We start from the raw sequence: 25,148 nt of genomic DNA on the forward strand, positions 1-25,148 counted from the left end.
TTAGTCCACGTGGTAGTTGGGCGCTTCCTTCGTGATTTGCACGTCATGCACGTGCGACTCGCGCAGGCCCGCGCCGGTGATCTGCACGAACTCGGCCTTCTCGTTCATTTCGGCGATGGTGCGGCAACCGCAGTAGCCCATGCTCGCGCGCACGCCGCCGATCAGCTGGAACAGGATCGCGTTGACCGACCCCTTGTACGCGACGCGACCTTCGATGCCTTCCGGCACCAGCTTGTCGATGTTCGCCGAGTTGTCCTGGAAGTAGCGGTCCGCCGCGCCGTCCTTCATCGCGCCGACCGAGCCCATGCCGCGGTACGACTTGTACTGGCGGCCCTGGTACAGGAACACTTCGCCCGGCGACTCTTCGGTACCGGCGAACATGCTGCCCATCATGACCGCGCTCGCACCGGCCGCGAGCGCCTTGCTGACGTCGCCCGAGAAGCGCACGCCGCCGTCGGCGATGACCGGCACGCCGGTGCCGTTCAGCGCTTCGGACACGTTGGAGATCGCGGTGACCTGCGGCACGCCGACGCCGGCGACGATTCGCGTCGTGCAGATCGAGCCCGGGCCGATACCGACCTTGACGCCGTCCGCGCCGTATTCGACGAGCGCCTTGGCAGCCGCGGCCGTCGCGATGTTGCCGCCGATCACCTCGACGTGCGGGAAGTTCTGCTTGACCCACTTCACGCGCTCCAGCACGCCCTTGCTGTGGCCATGCGCGGTATCGACGACGATCACGTCGACGCCGGCCTGCACGAGCAGCTCGACGCGCTCTTCGTTGTCCGCGCCGACGCCGACCGCCGCACCCGCGCGCAGCTTGCCGTGCTCGTCCTTGCACGCGTCCGGGTGCTCGGTCTGCTTGGTGATGTCCTTGACGGTCATCAGGCCGCGCAGCTCGAACGAGTCGTTGACGACCAGCACGCGCTCGAGGCGGTGGCTGTGCATCAGCGCCTTCGCTTCGGCGAGCGGCGTGCCTTCCTTGACGGTGACGAGGCGCTCGCGCGGCGTCATGATGTTGCGCACCGGCTCGTCCAGACGCTCTTCGAAGCGCAGGTCGCGGTTAGTCACGATACCGACGAGCTGCGCACCCTCGACGACCGGGAAGCCCGAAATGCCATGCTGGCGCGACAGCGCGATCACGTCGCGCACTTTCATTTGCGGCGGCACGGTGATCGGATCGCGCACGACGCCTGACTCGAAACGCTTGACCTTCGCGACTTCACGCGCCTGCTCGGCCGGCGTGAGGTTCTTGTGGATGATGCCGACGCCGCCCATTTGCGCCATGGCGATTGCCAGACGTGCTTCGGTGACCGTGTCCATCGCGGCGGACACGAGCGGCATGTTGAGGGAGATGTCGCGGGTCAGCCGGGTCTTGAGGCTGGTGTCGCGCGGCAGAACATCGGAGAAGGCCGGGACGAGGAGCACGTCATCGAACGTGAGTGCTGTTTGGATCAGACGCATGGCAAATCCTATAGGCGCAAAAGCGAATTATACGCGATACCACCCCGGTTTTCACTGCGCGAACAGCAGCTTAGCGAATTTCAGACGATTTTTTACCGCTCCGGCACGCGCCGATTTCGCTTGGCTTTTCGCGTGGGGTTCGATCGGGTTTCGTTTGCGCGTTCGCAGGCAAACGCGGGACCCAGGCCGGCGGCCATCGGCGATCGAGCGACGCGAATGCAGGATCGAACAAGACGCCGCGCACGCACAACCGCTATTCTGCCGCCCATTCCAGTTTATCCAGCAGGGGCAGTCGATGCAGCGCGGTGTCATATATGGGGTCATGGCCGGAGCCTTGTGGGGCATGGTGTTTCTGGTGCCGCGCGTGCTGCCTGACTTCTCCCCTCTGCTGCTCGTCGCCGGCCGCTATTCGATGTACGGCGTCGTGTCGCTCGCCGCGGCGCTGCCGATCGCGCGCTCGCTCGCCAAACGGCTGAGCCGCGAGGACCTGGTCGCGCTCGTCAAGCTCGCGCTGGCCGGCAACATCGTCTATTACCTGCTGCTGACGGCCGCCGTGCACCTGATCGGGATCGCGCCGGCTTCCCTGATCGTCGGCGTGCTGCCGGTCACGGTCACGCTGATGGGCCGGCGCGATCACGGCGCCGTGCCCCTCGCGCGCCTCGCATGGCCGCTCGCGACCGTGATGGCGGGCATCGTCTGCATCAATATCGACGTGTTTACGGTGGCCGGCGCGGCGCCGGCGAGCATCGCGACGCGCCTGCTCGGCGTGGCCTGCGCGGTGGGCGCGCTCCTTTGCTGGACCTGGTTCGCGGTCGAAAATGCCCGCTATCTGCAGCGTCAGACGCATTTCAGCGGCAACGAGTGGTCGGTGCTGTGGGGCGTCGTGACGGGCGCGCTCGGCGGCGCGTTGTGGCTAGTGGTCGCCGCGCTGCCGTCCGGCGGCCCGCAGGGCGAGCTGGCCGACGCGCGCTGGCACACGTTCTGGCTGCTCAACGTGGTGCTCGCGATCGGTGCGTCCTGGCTCGGCAACGGCCTGTGGAATGCCGCGGCAAAACGGCTGCCGCTGACGCTGTCCGGCCAGATGATCGTATTCGAGACGCTGTTCGCGCTGCTTTACGCGTTCATTTACGACGAGCGCCTGCCGCGCCCGCTCGAACTCGCGGCGATCCTGCTGCTGGTGGCGGGGGTCTGGTGGTCGGTGCGCCGGCATTCGGACGACGATTCGTCGGGTGCGGCGCGCATCGAGGGCATGGACGAAAAGGCGCAAACAGCGGCGCCTTGAGGTGACGTGATGATGTGACACGGGCGGCGGCCGAAAAAGTTCACCGCCACACCAGCTCGCGCCGCCTAGCGCGAATCCTTGTTCAACCAGCGCCGCCCCTCGATCGACCCCGCCTTGCGCGTCTTTTCGACGCGGCGTTGGCGCGACACCTTCGGATCGACCAATAAAGGCCGGTTAATCTCGACCCGATCATGGTCGGCCAGCACCGTATCGAGCGGCTTGAGCTTGCCGAACACGCCGACCTTTTGCGTGTTCAGATCGATCGATGGAAAACGCTGCAGAATCCCGCTGGCGTCGATCGCCTGCTGCAGCGTCGCGCCCGCGGGCAACTCGAGCGCGATCAATGCCTGCTCGCCGCCGAGCGCATAGCAGACCTCAACCGTTAGCCGCGCGCTCATGCCTGACCATAGCGCTGATTGGCGCGCTTCACGAAAGATTCGACGAAGGTATTGGCGATGTGATTGAACACCGGCCCGATGATCTTCTCGAGCAGGATGCTGGTGAACTCGTAGTGCAGCGCGAATTCGATCTTGCACGCGTCCGCCCGCAGCGGCGTGAAGCGCCAGAAACCGGTGAACTTGCGAAACGGACCGTCGGCGAATTCCATATCGATGCGCGTGGGGCGCTCCATCGAGTTGCGCGTGGCGAAATGCTGCTTGATGCCCTTGAAGTTGATATCGATCCGCGCCTCCATGCTGGTGTCGTCCCGGTGACGAATTTCGATGCCGCCGCACCATGGCAGGAAGTTGGGGTAATCGTCGACGTCGGTGACGAGGTCGAACATCTGTTCCGCCGAATGGCGAATCAACACGGTTTTCTGGACATCTGCCATAAATTGAACAGCGCGCGGCAAGGGTGGACGAGCGCGGCGGGCTTTCCTTGTCCCGCTTTGCTAAAATCGTAATTTTAAACGAGTTGGGCACTTTCCATTCATGAGCATCATCGACAACAGAAAAGCCTTCTACGACTATTCGGTCGAGGAACGCTATGAGGCAGGCCTCGTGCTCGAAGGATGGGAGGTCAAGGCGTTGCGCGCGGGGCGCGGCCAGATCAAGGAAGGCTACGTGGTGATCCGCAATGGCGAGCTGTTCCTGATCGGCACGCACATCAGCCCGCTGCCCGAAGCGTCGACGCACATCCATCCGGACCCGGTGCGCACGCGCAAGCTGCTGCTGCATAGCGAGGAAATCAGCAAGCTGATCGGCAAGGTCGAGCAGCGCGGCTACACGCTCGTGCCGCTGAATTTTCACTACAAAAACGGTCGCGTCAAATGCGAGATCGGTCTCGCGAAGGGCAAGAAAATGCACGACAAGCGCGAGACCGAGAAGAAGCGCGACTGGGAACGCGAGAAGGCGCGACTGATGCGCTCGCCGACGTAAGCGCGTTTCCTTTCCCACTCATGCAAAAATGGCCCGCACATCGATGTGCGGGCCATTTGCTTTTTGTCACGCGCTCATTGCGCGCTGATTGCCTGGTTCGTCAGCGCAGGTCGCTTCGCGGTGGCTCCGCTGCCGCCCTGCCCTTGTTCACGATCGTCAGCGCCGACGCGATCATCGAACTCATGTTCGACATGTCTCCCGGCACGATCAGCGTCGTGCCCTGCTTCGCGAGATTCGAAAACGCGTTCACGTACTGTTCGGCGACCTTCAGATTCACTGCGTCCATGCCGCCGTTCAGTTGGATCGCCGCGGCGATCTTCTGGATCGCCTGCGCGTTCGCCTCGGCCACCGCCAGAATCGCCGCGGCCTGGCCCTGCGCCTGGTTGATCGCCGCCTGCCGCTCGCCTTCGGACGTCTGGATCGCCGCCTCGCGGCCGCCCGACGCGATATTGATCTGCTCCTGCTTGCGCCCTTCCGAGGCCGCGATCAGCGCGCGCTTCTCGCGCTCGGCGGTAATCTGCGCTTGCATCGCGTGAAGGATTTCCTTCGGTGGCGTCAGGTCCTTGATCTCGTAGCGCAGCACTTTTACGCCCCAGTTCGCGGCCGCCTCGTCGAGTGCGGACACGATGCTGTGATTGATGAAATCGCGCTCCTCGAAGGTCCGGTCGAGCTCCAGCTTGCCGATGACCGAGCGCAGCGTGGTCTGCGACAACTGCGTGATCGCGAACACGAAGTTGCTCGATCCGTACGATGCCTTCATCGGATCGGTGACCTGGAAATACAGCACGCCGTCGACCTGCAGCTGCGTGTTGTCGCGTGTGATACAGACCTGACTCGGCACCTCGAGAGGAATTTCCTTCAGCACATGCTTGTACGCGACCCGGTCGACGAACGGGAACGCGAAGCTCAGACCCGGCGTCAGCGTCGCGTGATAACGGCCGAGGCGCTCGAGCACCCACGCATGCTGTTGCGGCACGATCTTGATGGTCTGCGACGCGAGCACGATCACGACGATCAGCAGCACTGCCCCGACGATGGTTGAATCCATATCGCTACCCTCCGATTCTGCTTCGAATTGTTATGCGCAGGTTGGTCGGGCCTGCGTGTTCAGATTAGGCTCTGGTGCTTCGCTTTGTGAAGGGATATCGATGAGCGCGTATGGCGAACACCGCACCCAACATGCGGGTTCGGATCGTCAGGTCGTGCTCGCGCGCGCCTTCGGCTGCCGGCTCGCGACGACGACGAGACAACTGCCGCGCAGCTCCCTGATCTCGTAGACCTGCGCGTCTTCGGGTTCGCCCGCGGCCAGCTCGACATCCCAAGCCGCGCCACGATAGGTCGCACGCGCTTTGCGCCCCTGCCAGGCCGGCACGTTCAGCGTCTGCCCGATGTCCAGATTGACATCGGGATTGCGCGACGCCTGCTCGCGCCTGCGACGGGCAAAGCGCGAGCGTCTGAGCACCACGACCGCCGCAAGCGCGACCAGCGCCGCCACCACGAACTGCAGATCGGGCCCGGCGCCGGCAATGCGCGCAAGCGCGGCCGCGACGAAGCCGAACGCGATCATCAACAGATAGAAGGTGCCGCTCATCAGTTCCAGCACGACAAGCACACCCGCCCCGATCCACCAGAACAGTCCACCAGGCGCCACGTCGACCTCCACAAAGCAAAACACCCCGGATCTACCGGGGTGTTTATAGCACGAAGCGACGTGCCATTAACGCGTGCTGAATGCCGCCTGCGAAGCGGCATTCGATACCTCGCGAGTTACGCCTTTGCCTTTGCCAGCTGCTGCCACGTATCGATGATCGTGTCGGGGTTCAGCGAAATCGACTTGATGCCTTCGTCCGTCAGCCATTGCGCGAAGTCCGGGTGATCCGACGGCCCCTGGCCGCAGATACCGACGTACTTGTCCAGACGCAGACAGGTTTCGATTGCGCGCTTCAACATGAACTTGACCGCCGGATCGCGCTCGTCGAAATCGACGGCGAGCAGTTCCATGCCGGAGTCGCGGTCGAGGCCGAGCGTGAGCTGCGTCAGGTCGTTCGAGCCGATCGAGAAACCGTCGAAGTACTGCAGGAACTCTTCGGCGAGGATCGCGTTCGACGGCACTTCGCACATCATGATCAGGCGCAGGCCCTTCTCGCCGCGCTTCAGGCCGAACTTCGCGAGCAGCCCGACCACCCGCTCCGCCTGCTTCAGCGTACGCACGAACGGCACCATGATCTCGACGTTGTCGAGGCCCATCTCTTCACGCACCTTCTTCAGCGCGACACATTCCATCTGGAACGCTTCGGCGAAGTCTTCCGCGATATAGCGCGACGCGCCGCGGAAGCCGAGCATCGGGTTTTCCTCGTCCGGCTCGTAGCGCGAACCGCCGATCAGCTTCTTGTACTCGTTCGACTTGAAGTCCGACATACGCACGATGACGGGCTTCGGATAGAACGCCGCCGCGATCGTCGCGATACCTTCGGTCAGCTTGTCGACGTAGAACGCGCGCGGCGACGCGTGACCGCGCGCAACGCTTTCGACCGCCTTCTTCAGGTCCTGATCGACGTTCGGGTACTCGAGGATCGCCTTCGGGTGCACACCGATGTTGTTGTTGATGATGAACTCGAGACGCGCGAGACCCACACCTGCGTTCGGCAGTTGCGAGAAGTCGAACGCGAGCTGCGGATTGCCGACGTTCATCATGATCTTCACCGGAATCGGCGGCAGTTCGCCGCGCTGCACTTCGGTGACTTCGGTTTCGAGCAGGCCGTCGTAGATCTTGCCTTCGTCGCCTTCCGCGCACGACACCGTGACGAGCGCGCCGTCCTTCAGTACGTCGGTCGCGTCGCCGCAGCCGACCACCGCCGGCACGCCCAGCTCACGCGCGATGATCGCCGCGTGGCAGGTGCGCCCGCCGCGGTTCGTGACGATCGCCGACGCACGCTTCATGACCGGCTCCCAGTTCGGGTCGGTCATGTCGGCGACGAGCACGTCGCCCGGCTGCACACGGTCCATCTCCGACGGATCGTGAATCACGCGCACCGGACCCGCGCCGATCTTCTGACCGATCGCGCGGCCGGTGGCCAGCACGTTCGACTGGCCCTTCAGCTTGAAGCGCTGCTCGGCCTTGCCGCCGCCCTGGCTCTTCACCGTTTCCGGGCGCGCCTGCAGGATGAAGATCTTGCCGTCGCGGCCGTCCTTGCCCCACTCGATGTCCATCGGACGCTGGTAGTGCTTCTCGATGATGACCGCGTACTTCGCGAGTTCGATCACGTCTTCGTCGGTGATCGAGAAGCGGTTGCGCTGCTCGTGCGCGACGTCGACGGTCTTCACGCGGCCCGGCTCGCCCGGCTTCGTGAACTCCATCTTGATCAGCTTCGAGCCGATCGAGCGGCGGATGATCGGGTACTTGCCCTGCGCGAGCGTGGTCTTGAAGACGTAGAACTCGTCCGGATTCACCGCGCCCTGCACGACGGTTTCGCCGAGGCCATAGCTCGACGTGATGAAGACGGCGTCCTTGAAGCCCGATTCGGTATCCAGCGTGAACATCACGCCCGCGGCGCCGACGTCCGAGCGCACCATGCGCTGCACGCCCGCCGACAACGCGACTTCAGCATGCGTGAAGCCCTTGTGGACGCGATAGGAGATAGCGCGGTCGTTGTACAGCGACGCGAACACGTGCTTCATGCGATCGAGCACGTCGTCGATGCCGACCACGTTCAGATAGCTTTCCTGCTGACCGGCGAACGATGCGTCGGGCAGGTCTTCCGCGGTCGCGGACGAACGCACGGCAAACGACAGCTCTTCGGGCGAGCTCTTTTGCAGCGTGTCGAACCCTGCGCGAATGTCAGCCTCGAGCTGCGGCTGCAGCGGCGCGTCGACGATCCATTGACGGATCTCCTTGCCCGCTTCGGCGAGCGCCTTCACGTCGTCGACGTCGAGCGTCTCGAGACGTTTGGCGATGCGTTCGGTCAGATTGTTGTGCTGCAGGAAGTCACGGAATGCGAGCGCGGTGGTCGCGAAACCGGTCGGCACGCGCACACCGGCTTCCGCGAGCTGGCTGATCATCTCGCCCAGCGACGCGTTCTTGCCGCCGACGATTTCCACGTCGGTCATCCGCAACTGCTCGAACGGAACTACATACGCCTTGTCCTTTGCGACGGAAACTGCGTTAGTCATACAAGCCCCTAAGTGTGAAAGAAATTCACGACTGTGCAAGTGGGCTTGAACACGGGCAGCCCATTGGAAGCTCGACCCCGTGTCTTGCACAACCTGTTAGATAAGCAATCGCCGTTAAGGCGGAGATGCGTTTGGCATGGAGACGGCGGCGAAGAACGCCAATTGGCGCACTTACCGCTCGATCTCTTGCGTTCAACGCATATTGACGCCAGATGACGTGAGGTTGAACGACCGTTCGCAGTAATTTAGCGGCCAATCGCCTGCAATTGCTTATCCAACAGGTTGCCGCTATTCTACCGTGCCGACTCCCCAAATGTGGCAGTCGGTCGAGAATTGCGTCTCGAATCGCGCCCCGGCCCAGCCAGCGGGCTTTTGCGAGGCCGGCCGCGCCGCTGCGCGGATTGATCCAGACGCGTTTTGGCGCCGCACTTTGCCGGCTCGTTTGCCTTTCACGTTCACAGCTCCACTGATGCCGCCCACCGTATTCATCGTCTCAGACGGTACCGGGATCACTGCCGAAACCTTCGCGCATTCGATCCTCTCCCAGTTCGACCAGAAATTCCGCCTGGTCCGCGTGCCATTCGTCGACTCGACCGAGAAGGCCTACGCAACGCTCGAAAAAATCAACGAAGCGGTCGTGCAGGACGGCCGTCGTCCGATCGTGTTCACCACGCTCGTCGATAGCTCGTCGAATCAGATCGTGAAGGATTCGAACGCACTCGTGCTCGACATGTTCCAGACCTTCGTCGAGCCGCTCGAGCAGGAACTCGAGCTGAAGTCGAGCCACGCGATGGGCCGCGGTCACCAGAACGCGGACACCGAGGAGTACAAGAACCGGATCGAGGCCATCAATTTCTCGCTCGCGCACGACGACGGTCAATCGAACCGCAATCTCGCGGACGCCGACGTGATCCTCGTCGGCGTGTCGCGCAGCGGCAAGACGCCGACGAGCCTTTATCTGGCGATGCAGTACGGCGTGAAAGCAGCGAACTATCCGCTGATTCCCGAAGATTTCGAACGCGGCAAGCTGCCCACGCCGCTGCTCGAGCATCGGCAGAAGATGTTCGGGCTGTCGATCGATCCGCAGCGTCTGTCGGAGATCCGCAACGAGCGGCGGCCGGGCAGCAAGTACGCGGCGCTGGAAAACTGCCGCTATGAGATCAACGAAGCGGAAGCGATGATGCGGCGTGAAGGGATCAAGTGGCTGTCGTCGACGCACAAGTCGATCGAGGAGATCGCGACGACGATCCTGCAGGAGATCAAGCTGGATCGGCCGTCGTATTGACGGACTGCCGAGCAGGCGTTGCGATGCCGGGCCAGCGCCCGCGCAACGCCGCTCACATCTACTTTCTGCGCCCGCGCTGCTGGCGGCATTGCTCGAACACGCAGACCGCCGCCGCGGCCGCCACGTTCAGCGATTCCATGCCGCCAGGCTGCGGAATCGTCACCCGCAACGACACGGCATCTCGCCACACCTGCGACACGCCCGCGCCTTCGTTGCCGAACACCCATGCAAGCGGCCTGCTCAGGTCGCAGTCATAAATCGCTTCGGCGCCGTGCGAATCGGTGATGGCGATCGGGACCGCGAGACGTTCGATCAGTGCACTCGCGTCGACATCCTCATGAATCTGCAACAGGAAGTGGGCGCCCATGCCGGAGCGCAGCACCTTCGACGACCACGCGTACGCGGTGCCCGGCGCGCAGAACACGTGTTCGATACCCGCGGCCGCCGCGCTGCGCAGAATCGAACCGACGTTGCCCGCGTCCTGCACGCCGTCGAGCACCAGACAGTTTTGCTCGACGCGCTCGGGCAGCGGCGCATCGAGCTTCTCGACGAGCAGCAGAATTCCAACCCCATGCACGACGTTCGACAACTGTCCGAATAACGCATCCGGCAGCGTCACGAGCCGATGCTCGTCGATGCGCGACACGATCGCCTGCGCTTCTTCGTGACGCAACGCGCCGTCGGTGACGACGCACAGCTCCGGCTGACCGGCGACGTCGAGATACGCGCTCGCGAGATGGAAGCCCTCGAGCAGCGCATGGCCGCTGCGGCGCTGTTGATGCGTCGAGCCGGCCAGTGCCTTCAGGCGCTTGTAGAGCGGATTGTCCCGCGAGGTGATGGCTTTCACAGACAGCGAAGGCGGTGAGAAATGGAAAAGGAATCAGCGGCGACTCAGTGGCAACTCAGCGGCGCTCGAGCGCGAACCGCGCTGATGGGGTCGGTCACGCGAGCCCGGCGTCGCCGAACGCATCGTCGTCGAGCAGCAGCGCGTCGGCCACGATGACGGCGTCCGCCGATGGCAACGGCACGCCTGTGCCGAACCGCAGATGCGCTTCGCGCACTGGCGCGAACGAGCGCCGATGATGCTCGCACGGCCCATGCTCGCGCAGCGCCGCGAGATGCTGTGGCGTGCCGTAACCCGCATGCGCGTCAAAGCCGTACATCGGATACGCGTGGTGCAGTTCCACCAGCATGCGGTCGCGCGTGACCTTCGCGAGAATCGACGCGGCCGAAATGCTCTTTACGAGCGCGTCGCCGCCGATCACCGCTTCGCTGCGGATGCTGAGCGTCGGGCAACGATTGCCGTCGACCTTCACGAGCGTCGGCACGACCGACAGGCCCTCGACCGCGCGCTTCATCGCGAGCATCGTGGCGTGCAGGATGTTCAGCGAATCGATTTCTTCGACCGTCGCCGATGCGACGCAGTAAGCGAGCGCGCGATCGACGATCTTGTCGTATAGCGCTTCACGCTTGAGTGCGGTGAGCGCCTTCGAATCGTCGAGGCCGCGGATCATCGGTCTGGTGGGATCGAAAATCACCGCCGCCGCGACGACCGGTCCGGCCAGCGGTCCGCGCCCTGCTTCGTCGACGCCGCAGACGATGTCGTCGGCGCTTTCGAAGTTCAGGCCGGCTTGCGCGACCACCCGAACGGCGGCCGCGGTCTTGCGGCGAGGCGCGCGCGGCGGGGTCATGGCCGCCCCGCCCGTTGCTCGACGACGCTCGCCACGACTTCGGCCGCGCGCTGCGCGGTGTTCTGCTTCAGCACGTGGTGCATCTCCGTGAAGATTTCCTTCAGCGTGCGCCGGTTCGCTTCGTCGCGCAACTGTTTCAGCGTCGCCTCGGCGAGCGCCTGCGGCGTCGCGAAGTGCTGCAGGATCTCCGGCACCACGAAACGCCCGGCCAGAATGTTCGGCAGGCCCACGTACGGCAGATAGCCCTGGCGGCGCATGATCTGGCCGGTCAGCCAGGGCACCTTGTACGAAATCACCATCGGCTTTTTCAGCAGCGCGGCCTCGAGCGTGACGGTGCCGCTCTTCACGAGAATTGCGTCGGCGGCGGTCATTGCGAGTTGCGACTGGCCGTCGATGATGGTCAGCGCGAGGCCCGGGTGCGCGTCGACGAGCGGCTGCAGCAGCGCGCGCAACGCGGGCGTCGCCGCCGGCATCACGAAGCGCACGCTGGGCTCCTGGTGCTGCATCATCTCCATCGCCGCGAAGAATGTCGGGCCGATCAGGTCAATCTCGGAGCGCCGGCTGCCCGGCAGCACCGCGATCACCGGCCCGCTTTCCGCCAGACCGAGCGTGCGGCGCGCGCCGAGCGTGTCGGGTTCGAGCGGGATCTGATCGGCCAGCGGATGCCCGACGTACGACGCCGCGACGCCGGCCTTTTCGAGCAGCGCGGTTTCGAACGGGAACACGCACAGCATGTGGTCGACCGCCTTCGCGATCTTCTTGATGCGCCCGCCACGCCACGCCCAGATGGACGGGCAGACGAAGTGCACGGTCGGAATGCCGGCGTCGCGCAGCGCGTGCTCGAGCCCGAAATTGAAATCGGGCGCGTCGACGCCGACGAACACGGACGGCGGCTCGGCAAGCAGTTGACGCTTGAGCTCGTTGCGGATACCGAGGATTTCGGGGATGTGACGAAGCGCTTCGACATAGCCGCGCACCGTCAGCTTTTCCATCGGCCAGTGGGCGTCGAAGCCCGTGGCGATCATGCGCGGACCACCGATGCCGTAGTACTGCGTGGCGGCGGGCAGCCGGCTGGCGAGACCGTCGAGCAGCGACGCGGCGAGCAGGTCGCCGGACGGCTCGCCGGCCACCATTGCGACGCGCAGCGGACTGGGTTGCAACGTCATCGGTTAGCGGATGATGCCGCGCTGCGACGCTTCGACGAACGCGAGCAGCGTCTGCACCGGGGCGTCGCCGTCACCACCCGCCGAACCGAGTTCCTTCAATTGCACCTTCGCTTCTTCGAGCGACAGGCCGTTCTTGTACAGCACGCGATATGCGGAGCGCAGCACCGAGATCGCGTCCGCCGAGAAACCACGGCGGCGCAGCCCTTCGACGTTGATGCCGTGCGGCTCGGCCTTATTGCCCGCGGCGATTACATAGGGCGGCACGTCCTGCACGAGCGCCGACGCGCCGCCGAGCATCGCATGCGCGCCGATACGCACGAACTGATGCACGCCCGACATGCCGCCGATGATCGCGTGGTCGCCGATCGTCACGTGGCCGGCCATCTGCGCGTTGCTCGACAGGATCACGTTGCTGCCGACGTGGCAGTCGTGTCCGATGTGCACGTAGGCCATGATCCAGTTGTCGTCGCCGAGCGTGGTGACGCCCGCGTCCTGCACCGTGCCGGTGTGGATCGTCGTGAATTCGCGGATCGTGTTGCGGTTGCCGATCACGAGCCTGGTCGGCTCGTCCCGGTACTTCATGTCTTGCGGACGGCCGCCGACCGATGCGTAATGGCCGATGCGGTTGTCTTCGCCGATCGTGGTATAGCCTTCGATCACGCTGTGCGAGCCGACCGCGCTGCGCGCACCGATCGTCACGTGTGCGCCGATCACCGCATAGGGCCCGACTTCGACGGATTCGTCGATTTGCGCGCCCGCTTCGATGATCGCGGTGGGATGGATCCTGCTCATGCGTCCTCGCTTCTGATTCTGTTGCGTTGTGTGGATGGCCTTGACGCCGGAGTCGCCGCGCGCGTGCCGTGCCGCGCCGCGACCTGCCGGGACGCCGGCATTACGCGTCTTTGTCCGTGTGGCGCACCGCGCACATCAGATCGGCTTCAGCCGCGACGACGCCATCCACTTCGGCGCGCGCCTTGAACTTCCAGATGCCGCGCATGTGGCGCTCGAACGTGCAGTTCAGGATCAGCTGATCGCCCGGTTCCACCACGCGCTTGAAGCGCGCGTTGTCGATGCCGACGAACAGGTAGAGCGTGTTCGACGGATCGCTCGGCTCTTCCGAGAACGTCAGCAGCGCCGCGGTCTGCGCGAGCGCTTCGAGGATCAGCACGCCTGGCATCACCGGCCGCGTCGGGAAATGTCCCTGGAAATACGGCTCATTGATCGACACGTTCTTCAACGCTTTGATGCTCTTGTGCGGTTCGAGTTCGAGCACCCGGTCGACCAGCAGGATCGGATAACGATGCGGCAGCAGCGTGAGAATCTTATGAATGTCGAGATTGATTTTTTCGGTGCTCATGGTGTTTCTGCTCACGCATTGACTGCGCGATGATGACTGCGGATGCTGGTGCAGGTGGGTTGAAAACGCGCGCGACCGGCGCCTCGGATGACCGGTGGCCGTGCCACCCGGTCACGGCCACCGGCTTTGCTTCACGATGCTCGACCACTATTTTACGCGGTGCCGGTGGGTCGCCGGGATAACTATCAGATCTTGTTGCCTGCGGGTTGACCTGCGGCGCCGTCGGTGGCATTGCCGGCCTTGTCGGCGGCGGCGTTCTCCAGCGCCTTGATGCGATCGCGAAGCTTGTCGATATTGCGCAGCAGCGCGGCGCTCTTGTTCCAGTCCGCGTGGTTCACGGCGGGGAACGCACTCGTGTACATGCCGGGCTTCAGCAGCGACTTCGACACGCCCGACTTCGCGGTGACGATCACGTGATCGGCGAGCGTCACGTGTCCGGCAATGCCGACCGCGCCGCCGATCATGCAGTGACGCCCGATGGTCGTGCTGCCCGCGATGCCCGCGCAGCCCGCGATCACCGTGTAGGCGCCGACCTTGCAGTTGTGGCCGATCTGCACGAGGTTGTCGATCTTCACGCACTCCTCGATGATCGTGTCGGCCATCGCGCCGCGGTCGATCGTAGTGTTCGCACCGATTTCGACGTCGTTCGCGATCGACACGCCGCCGACCTGCGGAATCTTCACCCAGCTGCCGGTGCGCGCATCGCCCTCGCCGACGAAGTCGGGCGCGAAACCGAAGCCGTCCGAGCCGATCACCGCGCCCGCATGCACGGTCACGCGCTCGCCGAGCTTGCAGCCGTGGTACACGGTCACGTTCGGATACAGATGCGTGTGCGCGCCGACACGCGTGCCGCGGCCGATCACGACATTGGCGTCGAGCCGCGCATGTTCGCCGATCACCGCGCCCGCTTCCACGGTGACACGCGGGCCGATCACCGCGCTCGCGGCGACCTGCGCGGAAGGATCGATGGTTGCGCTCGGATGCACGCCGGGGACCGCCTTCGGCGCGGCGAGGTCGATGAAGGTTTGCGCGATGCGCGCAAAGTAAGCGTAGGGATTCGGCGTGACGATGAAGTTTCGACCTTCGCGTGAAGCGAGCTTCTCGAGGTCGCCGGCATTGATGAGCACCGCGCCGGCGCGGGTCGTTTCGACTTGCGACAGATATTTCGGATTGGCGAGGAACGCCAACTGGTCCGGGCCTGCCTGGTCGAGCGGCGCGAGACTGCTCACGCGCTGCGACCCGTTACCGACTACCTCACCGCCGAACCGCTGGACGATGTCCTCGAGCGTAAATGCCATGCCTATCCTGTCTCCAACCTATTCAATCATTGCGAGGGCGCGCGCGGGCGCGACCGTGCGCCGCCCTCGGTTGCCCTTAGTTGCCCGATGCCGCCAGTGCCTTGAGCACCTGGTCGGTGATATCGATGCGCGGGCTCACGTACACCGCTTCCTGCACGATCAGATCGTAGTGCTGCGTTTCGGCGATCTGCTTGATGACCTTGTTCGCACGATCGAGCACCGCCGCGAGTTCCTCGTTGCGGCGCTGGTTCAGGTCTTCGCGGAACTCACGCTGCTTGCGCTGGAAGTCCGAGTCGAGCTGCGACAGGTCGCGCTGCTTCTGCGCGCGATCGGTTGCCGACATTGTCGCGCCATTCTTGTCGAGTGCATCGGACATCGACTTGAGCTTTTGCGCCATGTCGGCGAGATCCTTGTCCCGCTTCGCGAATTCGGCCTCGAGCTTCAGCTGGGCGGCTTTCGCCGCCGCCGATTCGCGCAGGATGCGGTCGGAATTCACCGCGGCGATTCTCGCCTCCTGCGCGTGCGCCATGCCGACCCCGAGGGTCATTGCCAGCGCCAATGCGCACGCTACACGTTTCGAAAACATACCGGTTAGCAAAGTCATCCTCTCGATACTGTAGTTTGGCCGGGCTCGCCGCCGGGAGCATCCGCCGCCGCAGCCGGCCGCCGGGAGCGCCCGCCGCCGCAGCCGGCCGCCGGGAGCGCCCGCCGCCCAATCAGAACGCGGTCCCGATCTGGAACTGGAACTTCTGATACTGGTCGCCCGTGTGCTTCGTGAGCGGGAAGCCAAGGCTCAACTTGAGCGGGCCGATCGGCGAGATCCACGCGAGACCCACACCGTAGCCGTAACGCAGGCCGTTCGCGCCAGTCGCCGTCGCTGCAGTGCTCGCGTCCGCCCAGACGTTACCAGCGTCCAGGAAGGTGAACACACGCAGCGTGCGGTCATAACCGGTGCCTGGCAGCGGGAACGTCAACTCGATATTGCCCACCAGCAGCTTCGAGCCGCCGATCGGGTCGCCGGTCGTTTTGTCACGCGGACCCAGTGAGCTCGGCTCGTAACCACGCACCGAACCGATACCGCCCGCGTAATAGTTCTTGAAGATAGGGTAAGGCTTGCCGGAAAGGCCGTTACCATAGCCGCCCTGGAAGTTGAAGCCCAGCACAAAGCCGCGCGCAAACGAGTAATAGTACTGCGCGTTGATGTCGGCCTTGTAGTACTGGGTGCCGCCGATCGGCGTCCCGTATTCTGCGTTCGCCTGCGCGAAGTAGCCGCGGCTTGGCACCAGCGCGCTGTCGCGCGCATCACGCGACCAGCCAACCGTAAGCGGCACGTTGTTCGAGACCCGGCCGAAGTCATTCACATATTGCCGGTATGAAGCCGGGGTATTTGCGTCGACGTCCAGCTGGTTCTGTTCGAAGCCCGCGCCGAAGTACACGGTATCGACTTCGGAGAACGGAATGCCGAACTTCAGGTCGCCGCCCATCGTGACGATCTTGAAGCTCGAATCGGTCGAGTAGTACAGCGGCTGATACGTACGGTAGTAGACGTCGGTGATCCGCTTGATGCCGTCCACCGTGAAGTACGGGTCGACCTGCGTGACCGTCAGCGTACGATACGTCTTCGCGGTATTGATGTTCACCGCGAGGCTCGTACCTGAGCCGAACACGTTGTCCTGCGAGATACCGGCAGACAGCACCACCTTGTCCGTCGACGAGAAACCCGCACCGAGCGTAATCGCGCCGGTCGGCTTTTCGGCGACCTTCACGTCGATGTCGACCTGGTCGGGCGTGCCTTCGACGGGCACCGTGGTCACGTCGACGTCGGTGAAGTAGCCGAGACGATTGATACGGTCCTTCGACAGCGACAGGCGGTTCGAATCGAACCACGAGCTTTCGAGCTGGCGCATTTCGCGGCGCACCACTTCGTCGCGCGTGCGCGTGTTGCCGACCACGTTGATGCGGCGTACGTAGACGCGACGGCTCGGGTCGACCTGCAGCGTCAGGTCGACGGTGTGGTTGTTCTGGTCGATATTCGGCTGTGCATTGACGGTCGCGAACGCGTAACCGTATTCGCCGAGCTTGTCGACGATCGCCTTCGTGGTGGCCTGCAGCTTTTCGGCCGAGAAGCGGTCGCCCGGCTTGATCTTGATGAGCTTTTTAAGCTCCGCTTCGCGATCGAGCAGATTGCCGGCGAGGCGGATGTTCGAAATCGTGTACGGCTGGCCTTCGTGCAGCGTGATGGTCAGGTACATGTCCTTCTTGTCCGGCGAGATCGACACCTGGGTCGACTCGATGCTGAACTCGAGGAAGCCGCGATTCAGGTAGAACGAGCGAAGGTTCTCGAGGTCGCCGGTGAGCTTGTCTTTCGCGTACAGGTCGTTCTTGGTGTACCACGAGAACCAGTTCGGCGTGGACAACTGCATTTCGTCGCGCAGCGTGCCGGTGCTGAATGTCTTGTTGCCGATGAAGTTGATCTGGCGGATCTTCGCGCTCGGACCTTCGGCCACCGAGAACAGAATACCGACGCGGTTACGGTCGATCGGCGTGATCGTCGTGGTGACTTCGGCCGCGTAAAAACCGCGTGTCAGGTACTGGCGCTTCAGTTCCTGCTCGGCTTTGTCAACCAGCGCCTTGTCGAAGTACCGGCCCTGCGACAGCCCGACCGCGCGCAGCGCCTTGATCAGGTTGTCCTTTTCGAACTCGTGGATGCCGGCGAAGTCGATCGTGCCAATGGCCGGGCGCTCCTGCACCTGCACCACCACCACGTTGCCTTCGGTGGCGATCTTGACGTCGTTGAAGAAGCCCGTCGCGTACAGCGCGCGAATCGCTTCAGAGGCCTTGTCGTCGGAAAAGGTATCGCCTTGTTTGATGGGCAGGTACGCGAACACCGTACCCGGTTCGACGCGTTGCAATCCCTCAATGCGAATGTCTTGCACCACGAAGGGCGTCGTTGCATGAGCAACCAGCCCATGCGCGGCGAACGCCGCGGCTATAACCGTCTTTGGACCAAAGCGATGAGGTTTGAACAACGTGCTTCCCCAGTGTTGTATAGCTGCATCAGGCCAGGCGGCCGCCCTCGAGAACGCCGCCGGACACTTTAAAAATGGATTAAACGAGCCAGATCGTTGAACAGCGCAATCGCCGATAACGCGACGATGCAGGCAAGACCCGCCCTCTGAAAAACGAGTTGCCAGCGATCAGAGACAACTTTACCGGTCACAGCTTCAACCAAATAATATAACAGATGACCCCCGTCCAATACCGGAATTGGTAGCAGGTTCAGCACGCCGAGGCTAATGCTGACAAGGGCCAGGAACGACAAAAACGCGGAAGGACCCAGACGTGCGCTCTTTCCCGCGTAGTCGGCGATCGTCACCGGACCGGACAGGTTCTTCAGCGATGCCTCGCCGACGATCATCCGGCCAAACATCCGCACGGAGTACACCGCGAGGTCCCACGTGCGGCGCGCGCCGAGGCGCAGGCTGTCGAGCGGGCCGTAGCGCACGTCGATCGACGGCACCTGGGTCGCCAGCTCCGCGCCGATGCGGCCGATCTGCTGCCCGCTCGCCGCATCGCGCTGCAGTTGCGGCACGATCGTGATCTCTTCGAGCACGCCCGCCGTATGTCCGCCGCGGCCGCCGCGCTCCACCCGCAGCGTGACCGGCATGCCGGCGTGCGATTTTACATAGGTGATGAAGGCCGCGGCATTGTCGGTCGGCGTACCGTTGATCGCGCGCAGCCGGTCGCCCGCGACGAGCCCCGCCTTCTGCGCGGCGCTGCCCGCCTGCACGCCGGCCACCGTCAGCTTGCCGCCACCTGGCTCGAAGCCGAGGCGCGACATCAGATCGTCGTCGACGTCTTTCTCGCCGATGCCGCGCAGGTCCATCGGAAAATCGGAGGTGCCGTGTGGGTCTTTCGCACTGAGCACGATGCGCTGCTGGTCGAATGCGGCGCCGAGCAGCTTCCAGCGCAGATCCGACCACGAGCGCACCGGCTCGGTCTCGTCGCTATGGCCGGTGCGCACGCCAACGATCGTCTCGCCGCCCTCGAACCCCGCCAGCGCGGCGGGTGTGTTCGGCGCGGGCGTCGCGATCACGGCCGCCGGTTCGGTCACGCCCGTCGCGAACACGAGCGCGAACAGCACGATGGCAAGCAGGAAATTCGCGACTGGACCGGCCGCGACGATCGCGAAGCGCCGCCACACCGACTGGCGATTGAACGCATGCGGCAGATCCGCATCGGGAACCGAGCCGGGGCCGGCTTCGCGCTCGTCGAGCATCTTCACGTAGCCGCCTAGTGGCAGCGCGGCAATCGTCCACTCGGTGCCGGTCTTCTGACTGACCCACTGAACCAGCGGCTTGCCGAAGCCGATCGAAAAACGCAGCACCTTCACGCCGCACAGGCGCGCGACGCTGTAGTGCCCGTACTCGTGAACCACCACGAGTACGCCAATCGCAACCGCGAAGGCGAGCAGTTCGATCAGCAGATTCATAAGCGCCTCACTGGACGGCGCGTTCCGTGCGACGGGCGCCGTCGGGCAGACGCGCGATGAATTCGGTAGCAGCGCGGCGCGCGGCGGCGTCGGCTTCGATGACGTCGTCGAGCGCGTGCGCGCTGCGGTTCGGCAATGCGTTCAGCACCGAGTCGACGACCTGGGCAATCGCCATGAAGCCGATGCGGCGCGCGAGGAACGCCTCCACCGCGATCTCGTTCGCGGCATTCAACGCCGCGCTCGCAACGCCGCCTTCGGCAAGCGCCTTCATCGCGAGGGCGAGGCACGGGAAGCGCGCGTAGTCGGGCTTTTCGAACGACAGCGACGCGATCTCCGCGAGATCGAGCTGTGCGACGCCGGAATCGACACGATCCGGGAACGCGAGCGCGTGCGCGATCGGCGTACGCATGTCGGGGTTGCCGAGCTGCGCGAGCACCGAACCGTCCGCGTACGAGACCAGTGAATGGATCACGCTCTGCGGATGGATCAGCACGTCGATACGTTCGCCGGGCAGGTCGAACAGCCAATGTGCCTCGATCACTTCGAGGCCCTTGTTCATCATCGTCGCCGAGTCGACCGAGATCTTGCGGCCCATTACCCAGTTCGGATGCTTGCAGGCTTCGTCAGGCGTCACGTCGACGAGCGTGGCCGGTTCGCGCGTGCGGAACGGGCCGCCCGACGCGGTCAGGATGATCTTCGACACGCCGCCATGCAGCGATGCTTCGCGCGGCAGACACTGGAAAATCGCGTTGTGTTCGCTGTCGACCGGCAGCAGGACCGCGCCGTTGTCGTGCACCGCGTCCATGAAGATCGCGCCGGACATCACCAGCGCTTCCTTGTTCGCGAGCAGGATGCGTTTGCCGGAGCGGGCCGCGGCAAGGCTCGGCGCGAGACCGGCAGCGCCGACGATCGCCGCGACCACCGTGTCGCAGCCCTCGCTCTTCGCGACGTCGACGAGCGCCTGCGGCCCGTACGTGACCTCGGTCTTGCTGCCCGCATCGCGCAGCTTCGCGGCGACCTTCGCGGCCGTGTCGGCGTCGCCGACCACCGCCACTTCGGGCGCGAAGCGCAGGCATTGCTCGACGAGCTTGTCGCCGTTGCGATGCGCGCTCAGCGCGTAAATGGAAAAACGCTCGGGATGGCGCGCGACCACGTCGAGCGTACTGTCTCCAATCGAGCCCGTGGAACCGAGCAATGTCAGACGTTTTTGCATATCTCTTTCTCTAGCCGAGCAGCAGCATCGCGAGCGGCAGCACCGGCAACAACGCGTCGATGCGATCGAGCACGCCGCCGTGCCCCGGCAACAGGCCGCTCGAGTCTTTGACGCCGGCCTGGCGCTTCATCATCGATTCGAACAGATCACCGACCACGCTGAAAACCACCAGCAAGGTCAGCGCGAGCACCGTGCGTAGCGCGCCCAGTTGCGCCAGCAGCGCAGAATACAGGGTCGGCTCGAACGCGTGCAAAAAGATCGCCGCCGCCGCGACGATCATGACCAGCAACCAGCCTCCGATCGCGCCCTCCCAGGTTTTACCCGGACTGATGGCGGGTGCCAGCTTGTGCTTACCAAACGCCTTCCCCGAGAAGTATGCGCCGATATCGGCGAGCCATACCAACAGCAGCAGCGACAGCACGAACGGCACACCGAGCATGCGCGCGGCGACGAGAGCATGCCAGCACGCGATGAAACCGACGATGCCGGCAAGAAACAGAAAGGCGCGCCAAGCGCCCTGCGCGAGAACGGGCTTGCGCAGAAGCACGAATGGACCGCCGATCACCCAGAAAATCGCCGCAGCCTGGAAGAACGGCCGCGCATGCTCGGTGCCGATGCCGAGCCGCGTGCTGGTGACGAGCCCGAGTGCCGCGACGAGCGCGTACAGCACCGGACCCGCGCCGCCGAGCTTCAGCAGGCGCGCCCACTCCCACGCGGCGAACACGACGACGAACGCGATCAGCGCGCCGAACGCGCCGACCGGCGCGAACAGCGTGACAGGCAGGAACACTGCCAGCAGCACGACCGCCGTGATGACACGGGTTTTTAGCATGGAAGCGAATCGACGTTCTGCGATTGCGGCTCGAGCTGAGCACTGGTGCGGCCGAAGCGGCGTTCCCGCTCAGCGTACGAAGCGATGGCATGACCGAGCGCGTCGGCGTCGAAATCCGGCCAGAACGTGTCGGTGAAATAGAACTCGGTGTAGGCGAGCTGCCAAAGCAGGAAGTTGCTGACGCGGCGCTCGCCGCCGGTGCGGATGAACAGGTCGGGCTCGGGCGCGTAGGCCATCGACAGATGCTCGGCAAACGAGTCTTCGCTGACATCGACCGGCTGGCCCGCGGCTGCCGCTTGCGCGACGAGCTTGCGGGTGGCCTGCATGATGTCCCAGCGGCCGCCGTAGTTCGCGGCGATGGTCAGCGTCAGACGGGTATTGCGCGCGGTCTTGGTTTCCGCGCGCTTGATCAGATCGCGGATCTTGTCGTCGAAACGCTCGAGATCGCCGACCACGCGCAAACGGATGCCGTTCGCGTGCAGCTTGCCGATCTCGCGCTCGAGCGCGGTGACGAACAGGCGCATCAGGAACGACACCTCCTCGTTCGGACGGCGCCAGTTTTCCGAGCTGAACGCGAACAGCGTCAAATATTCGACGCCCCGCCGCGCGCACGCCTCGACGGCCGCCCGTACCGCGTCGACGCCGCGCGTATGGCCCGCCACGCGCGGCAGACGCCGCTGGGTGGCCCAACGGCCGTTGCCATCCATGATGATCGCGATATGTCGCGGCACCGCGGCGACTTCAGGCACGCGCACGGTTGAGCTGGTATAGGTCATGGCCGTCGGGACAGTAATGCCAGTAAAGAAGTGGAAACCAGAAAGGCTGAGCCGAACGGCGTCAGACCGTCATGATCTCGGCTTCTTTCGTCGTGACGAGCTTGTCGATTTCAGCGACGAACTTGTCCGTCAGCTTCTGGACGTCGTCGCCGGCACGACGCTCGTCGTCTTCCGAGATTTCCTTGTCCTTGACGAGCTTCTTCAGTTGCTCGTTGGCGTCGCGACGCAGATTGCGCACGGCCACCTTGGCCGTTTCGGCTTCGCTGCGCACGACCTTGGTCAGCTCGCGGCGGCGCTCTTCTGTCAGCGCGGGCATCGGCACGCGGATCACGTCGCCGTGCGTGGCCGGATTCAGACCGAGGTCCGACTCGCGGATCGCCTTTTCGACAACCTGAACCATCTTCTTTTCCCACGGCTGCACGCCGATCGTGCGAGCGTCGATCAGCGTCAGGTTCGCGACCTGCGAAATCGGCACCGGCGAGCCGTAGTAGTCGCACTGGATATGATCGAGCAGGCCCGTGTGCGCACGGCCCGTGCGGATCTTCGACAGGTCGTTCTTGAACGCGTCGATGGAGCGCTGCATCTTCTGTTCAGCGCCCTTCCTGATATCAGCCACAGACATTTTTAAACCTCCGAACCTTCAAAACGGTGCGAGCCGCCCGGCACGCGCGATGCGGCGGCCCGGGCTCGCGTCAAAGCCCACGTAATGTAAACGAAGTTTACACGTGGACGAGGGTGCCCTCGTCCTCACCTAGCACGATGCGCTTGAGCGCACCGGGTTTGACGATCGAAAACACGCGGATCGGCAGCTTCTGGTCGCGGCACAGCGCAAAAGCCGTCGCGTCCATTACCTGCAGATTGCGGCCGATTGCCTCGTCGAAGCTGATCGTGGTGTAACGGGTCGCGCTCGAGTCCTTCTTCGGGTCGGCCGAATAGACGCCGTCCACCTTGGTTGCCTTCAGGACCACTTCCGCGCCGATTTCCGAGCCGCGCAATGCAGCGGCCGTGTCGGTCGTGAAGAACGGGTTGCCGGTGCCGGCCGCGAAAATCACGACCTTGCCTTCCTCGAGCTGGCGGATCGCGCGGGGCCGGATGTACGGCTCGACGACCTGGTCCATGCGCAGCGCCGATTGCACGCGCGCCTCGATGCCAGCGTGGCGCATCGCGTCCTGCAGCGCCAGCGCGTTCATCATCGTTGCCAGCATACCCATGTAGTCGGCCGTCGCGCGGTCCATACCCGCCGCACCGCCCGCGACGCCGCGAAAAATATTGCCGCCGCCGATCACCACGGCCAGCTGCGTTCCGAGACGGACCACTTCGGCCACGTCCGCCACCATTCGTTCGATGGTCGCGCGATTGATGCCGAAGGCATCGTCGCCCATCAGAGCTTCACCGGAGAGTTTGAGCAGGACGCGTTTATAGGCAGTGGGCATAGAGGTATCCAGATCGCGCAGAACAGGGCAACAACAAGGGACTAATGTAGGGGTGAAATGCTGATTCGGGCAAGCACCGCCAAATTGGCGAGCCCAAGGGTTCGCCAGCGGCGGCCACGCAGCGAGGGTCAACCCGTGCGCGGCCTTGCGGTGCTGCCGACCGCGGCGAGGTCTTGCCTCGCCGCGGGTCCAAACGGTACGGCGGTAAAGCTTAGGTAACGCTTATTGTTGCTTTGCAGCAGCGACCTGGGCGGCCACTTCCGCAGCAAAGTCGTCCTGCTTCTTCTCGATGCCTTCGCCGACCACGAACAGTGCGAACTTCTGCACGCTCGAGCTGGCCGCCTTCAGCATCTGCTCGATCGTCTGCTTGTCGTTCTTCACGAACGTCTGGTTCAGCAGCGACACTTCCTTCAGGTACTTCTGCACGCTGCCGTCGACCATCTTCGCGACGATTTCAGCCGGCTTGCCCGATTCGGCCGCCTTCTGTTCAGCGATGCTGCGTTCCTTGGCGATCAGGTCCGCCGGCACGTCGTCCGACGACAGCGAAACCGGCTTCATCGCGGCAATGTGCATCGCCACGTCCTTGCCCACCTGCTCGTCCGCGCCGGTGTACTCGACCAGCACGCCGATGCGCGTGCCGTGCAGGTACGCGGCGAGCTTGTTGGCGGTTTCGAAGCGCACGAAACGGCGGATAGACATGTTTTCGCCGATCTTGCCGACCAACGCGAGACGGACTGCGTCGACGGTCGAGCCATCGAGCGGCAGTGCCGACAGCGCGGCGACGTCAGCCGGGTTTTGCGTCGCGACGAGTTCGGCGACCTTCTTCGAGAACGCGAGGAAATCGTCGTTCTTCGAGACGAAGTCGGTTTCGCAGTTCAGCTCGACGAGCGAACCAGCGTTGCCGCCGATGAACGATGCGACGACGCCTTCAGCCGTCACGCGCGATGCCGCCTTGCTCGCCTTGTTGCCGAGCTTCACACGCAGCAGCTCTTCAGCGCGCGCCAGATCGCCCTCGGCTTCCGTCAGCGCCTTCTTGCATTCCATCATCGGCGCGTCGGTCTTCGCGCGCAGTTCTGCAACCATGCTTGCGGTAATTGCCGCCATCATTTGCTCCTTGAGTTCTGTCTGTCACACGCCGCCCGCACTTCGATGCCGGCGGCAGGAATTCGTTTCAGCGTTTTCGCGTAATTTTGCGAGCGACGCGCCTCACGCTACCTCGAGCACTCTGCCAGATGCCCGTTACAACATCTGTTACAAGCGTCGCGGCTTAAAAAAAGGGGGCCTGTAGAAAGCCCCCTTTTATGTCGGACACT

At 64.0% G+C, this 25,148-nt stretch carries 24 protein-coding genes; 3 read left to right on the forward strand and 21 right to left on the reverse strand.

Features of this window, described 5'->3' with window-relative positions; genetic code table 11:
* The gene (gene guaB, locus GCT19_RS02825; RefSeq protein ID WP_152850971.1) at nt 1-1,461 is read right to left on the reverse strand and encodes an IMP dehydrogenase; all 1,461 of its coding nucleotides are present in this window, start codon (nt 1,459-1,461) and stop codon (nt 1-3) included.
* 295 nt (nt 1,462-1,756) lie between these two features.
* Here guaB and GCT19_RS02830 point away from each other — a divergent pair, with 295 nt between their 5' ends.
* Nucleotides 1,757-2,743, forward strand: a complete 987-nt coding sequence (locus GCT19_RS02830; protein ID WP_152850972.1) for a DMT family transporter — start codon at nt 1,757-1,759, stop codon at nt 2,741-2,743.
* A gap of 65 nt (nt 2,744-2,808) precedes the next feature.
* Here GCT19_RS02830 and GCT19_RS02835 read toward each other — a convergent pair whose 3' ends face one another.
* Together GCT19_RS02835 and GCT19_RS02840 are read right to left on the reverse strand one after the other, a co-directional pair.
* Complete coding sequence (locus GCT19_RS02835; protein ID WP_152850973.1) at nt 2,809-3,141, reverse strand: RnfH family protein; 333 nt, start codon at nt 3,139-3,141, stop codon at nt 2,809-2,811.
* Nucleotides 3,138-3,575, reverse strand: coding sequence for a type II toxin-antitoxin system RatA family toxin (locus tag GCT19_RS02840; protein WP_013089685.1), 438 nt, complete (start codon nt 3,573-3,575; stop codon nt 3,138-3,140). The genes GCT19_RS02835 and GCT19_RS02840 overlap by 4 nt, the downstream gene beginning before the upstream one ends.
* Before the next feature lie 100 nt (nt 3,576-3,675).
* Here GCT19_RS02840 and smpB point away from each other — a divergent pair, with 100 nt between their 5' ends.
* A complete protein-coding gene (gene smpB / locus GCT19_RS02845; RefSeq protein WP_013089686.1) occupies nt 3,676-4,122 on the forward strand; it encodes an SsrA-binding protein SmpB in 447 nt (148 codons plus the stop codon).
* Nucleotides 4,123-4,222: 100 nt separating this feature from the next.
* Here the strand turns inward: smpB and GCT19_RS02850 are convergent, their stop codons facing one another.
* The 3 genes from GCT19_RS02850 to ppsA all read right to left on the reverse strand — a co-directional run bounded on the left by GCT19_RS02850 (nt 4,223) and on the right by ppsA (nt 8,292).
* Nucleotides 4,223-5,170, reverse strand: a complete 948-nt coding sequence (locus GCT19_RS02850) for an SPFH domain-containing protein (RefSeq protein ID WP_018435532.1) — start codon at nt 5,168-5,170, stop codon at nt 4,223-4,225.
* A 147-nt stretch (nt 5,171-5,317) separates the two neighbouring features.
* On the reverse strand, nt 5,318-5,773 hold the full coding sequence (locus GCT19_RS02855; RefSeq protein WP_018435531.1) for an NfeD family protein: 456 nt from the start codon (nt 5,771-5,773) through the stop codon (nt 5,318-5,320).
* 116 nt (nt 5,774-5,889) lie between these two features.
* Nucleotides 5,890-8,292, reverse strand: a complete 2,403-nt coding sequence (gene ppsA, locus GCT19_RS02860; RefSeq protein ID WP_013089689.1) for a phosphoenolpyruvate synthase — start codon at nt 8,290-8,292, stop codon at nt 5,890-5,892.
* Nucleotides 8,293-8,761: 469 nt separating this feature from the next.
* On the opposite strand from ppsA, the gene ppsR reads away from it, so the two are divergent.
* Nucleotides 8,762-9,577, forward strand: a complete 816-nt coding sequence (gene ppsR, locus GCT19_RS02865; RefSeq protein WP_013089690.1) for a posphoenolpyruvate synthetase regulatory kinase/phosphorylase PpsR — start codon at nt 8,762-8,764, stop codon at nt 9,575-9,577.
* 58 nt (nt 9,578-9,635) lie between these two features.
* Here ppsR and GCT19_RS02870 read toward each other — a convergent pair whose 3' ends face one another.
* The 15 genes from GCT19_RS02870 to tsf all read right to left on the reverse strand — a co-directional run bounded on the left by GCT19_RS02870 (nt 9,636) and on the right by tsf (nt 24,939).
* On the reverse strand, nt 9,636-10,424 hold the full coding sequence (locus tag GCT19_RS02870) for a TrmH family RNA methyltransferase (protein ID WP_018435528.1): 789 nt from the start codon (nt 10,422-10,424) through the stop codon (nt 9,636-9,638).
* A gap of 94 nt (nt 10,425-10,518) precedes the next feature.
* Nucleotides 10,519-11,268, reverse strand: a complete 750-nt coding sequence (gene rnhB, locus GCT19_RS02875) for a ribonuclease HII (RefSeq protein WP_018435527.1) — start codon at nt 11,266-11,268, stop codon at nt 10,519-10,521.
* Nucleotides 11,265-12,434, reverse strand: a complete 1,170-nt coding sequence (gene lpxB, locus GCT19_RS02880; RefSeq protein ID WP_152850975.1) for a lipid-A-disaccharide synthase — start codon at nt 12,432-12,434, stop codon at nt 11,265-11,267. Before lpxB ends, rnhB begins: the two co-directional genes overlap by 4 nt.
* 3 nt (nt 12,435-12,437) lie before the next feature.
* On the reverse strand, nt 12,438-13,226 hold the full coding sequence (gene lpxA, locus GCT19_RS02885; RefSeq protein ID WP_018435525.1) for an acyl-ACP--UDP-N-acetylglucosamine O-acyltransferase: 789 nt from the start codon (nt 13,224-13,226) through the stop codon (nt 12,438-12,440).
* A 100-nt stretch (nt 13,227-13,326) separates the two neighbouring features.
* Entirely contained in the window at nt 13,327-13,791 is a 465-nt protein-coding gene (gene fabZ, locus GCT19_RS02890) for a 3-hydroxyacyl-ACP dehydratase FabZ (protein WP_006048683.1), read from the reverse strand.
* A 185-nt stretch (nt 13,792-13,976) separates the two neighbouring features.
* Nucleotides 13,977-15,089: a UDP-3-O-(3-hydroxymyristoyl)glucosamine N-acyltransferase gene (lpxD, locus tag GCT19_RS02895; protein WP_018435524.1), complete on the reverse strand. Its 1,113-nt coding sequence runs from the start codon at nt 15,087-15,089 to the stop codon at nt 13,977-13,979.
* Between the two features lie 76 nt (nt 15,090-15,165).
* On the reverse strand, nt 15,166-15,687 hold the full coding sequence (locus GCT19_RS02900; protein WP_026225318.1) for an OmpH family outer membrane protein: 522 nt from the start codon (nt 15,685-15,687) through the stop codon (nt 15,166-15,168).
* A 118-nt stretch (nt 15,688-15,805) separates the two neighbouring features.
* Nucleotides 15,806-18,118, reverse strand: coding sequence for an outer membrane protein assembly factor BamA (bamA, locus tag GCT19_RS02905; RefSeq protein WP_152850976.1), 2,313 nt, complete (start codon nt 18,116-18,118; stop codon nt 15,806-15,808).
* 68 nt (nt 18,119-18,186) lie between these two features.
* Nucleotides 18,187-19,581 carry an RIP metalloprotease RseP gene (gene rseP / locus GCT19_RS02910; RefSeq protein WP_152850977.1) on the reverse strand — a complete coding sequence of 465 codons (1,395 nt, stop codon included), beginning with the start codon at nt 19,579-19,581 and terminating at the stop codon, nt 18,187-18,189.
* A gap of 7 nt (nt 19,582-19,588) precedes the next feature.
* Nucleotides 19,589-20,794: a 1-deoxy-D-xylulose-5-phosphate reductoisomerase gene (locus GCT19_RS02915; protein WP_152850978.1), complete on the reverse strand. Its 1,206-nt coding sequence runs from the start codon at nt 20,792-20,794 to the stop codon at nt 19,589-19,591.
* A 10-nt stretch (nt 20,795-20,804) separates the two neighbouring features.
* Nucleotides 20,805-21,626 (reverse strand): phosphatidate cytidylyltransferase, encoded by an 822-nt coding sequence (locus tag GCT19_RS02920; protein ID WP_018435520.1) that lies wholly within the window; start codon nt 21,624-21,626, stop codon nt 20,805-20,807.
* Nucleotides 21,620-22,402, reverse strand: a complete 783-nt coding sequence (uppS, locus tag GCT19_RS02925) for a polyprenyl diphosphate synthase (protein WP_013089701.1) — start codon at nt 22,400-22,402, stop codon at nt 21,620-21,622. The genes GCT19_RS02920 and uppS overlap by 7 nt, the downstream gene beginning before the upstream one ends.
* Nucleotides 22,403-22,463: 61 nt before the next feature.
* A complete protein-coding gene (frr, locus tag GCT19_RS02930; protein WP_013089702.1) occupies nt 22,464-23,024 on the reverse strand; it encodes a ribosome recycling factor in 561 nt (186 codons plus the stop codon).
* Between the two features lie 97 nt (nt 23,025-23,121).
* Complete coding sequence (pyrH, locus tag GCT19_RS02935) at nt 23,122-23,835, reverse strand: UMP kinase (RefSeq protein ID WP_013089703.1); 714 nt, start codon at nt 23,833-23,835, stop codon at nt 23,122-23,124.
* A 222-nt stretch (nt 23,836-24,057) separates the two neighbouring features.
* Nucleotides 24,058-24,939 carry a translation elongation factor Ts gene (tsf, locus tag GCT19_RS02940; protein ID WP_152850979.1) on the reverse strand — a complete coding sequence of 294 codons (882 nt, stop codon included), beginning with the start codon at nt 24,937-24,939 and terminating at the stop codon, nt 24,058-24,060.
* Between the last annotated feature and the right edge of the window lie 209 nt (nt 24,940-25,148).

It is taken from the genome of Paraburkholderia atlantica, from assembly GCF_009362785.1.
GTDB lineage: Bacteria > Pseudomonadota > Gammaproteobacteria > Burkholderiales > Burkholderiaceae > Paraburkholderia > Paraburkholderia atlantica.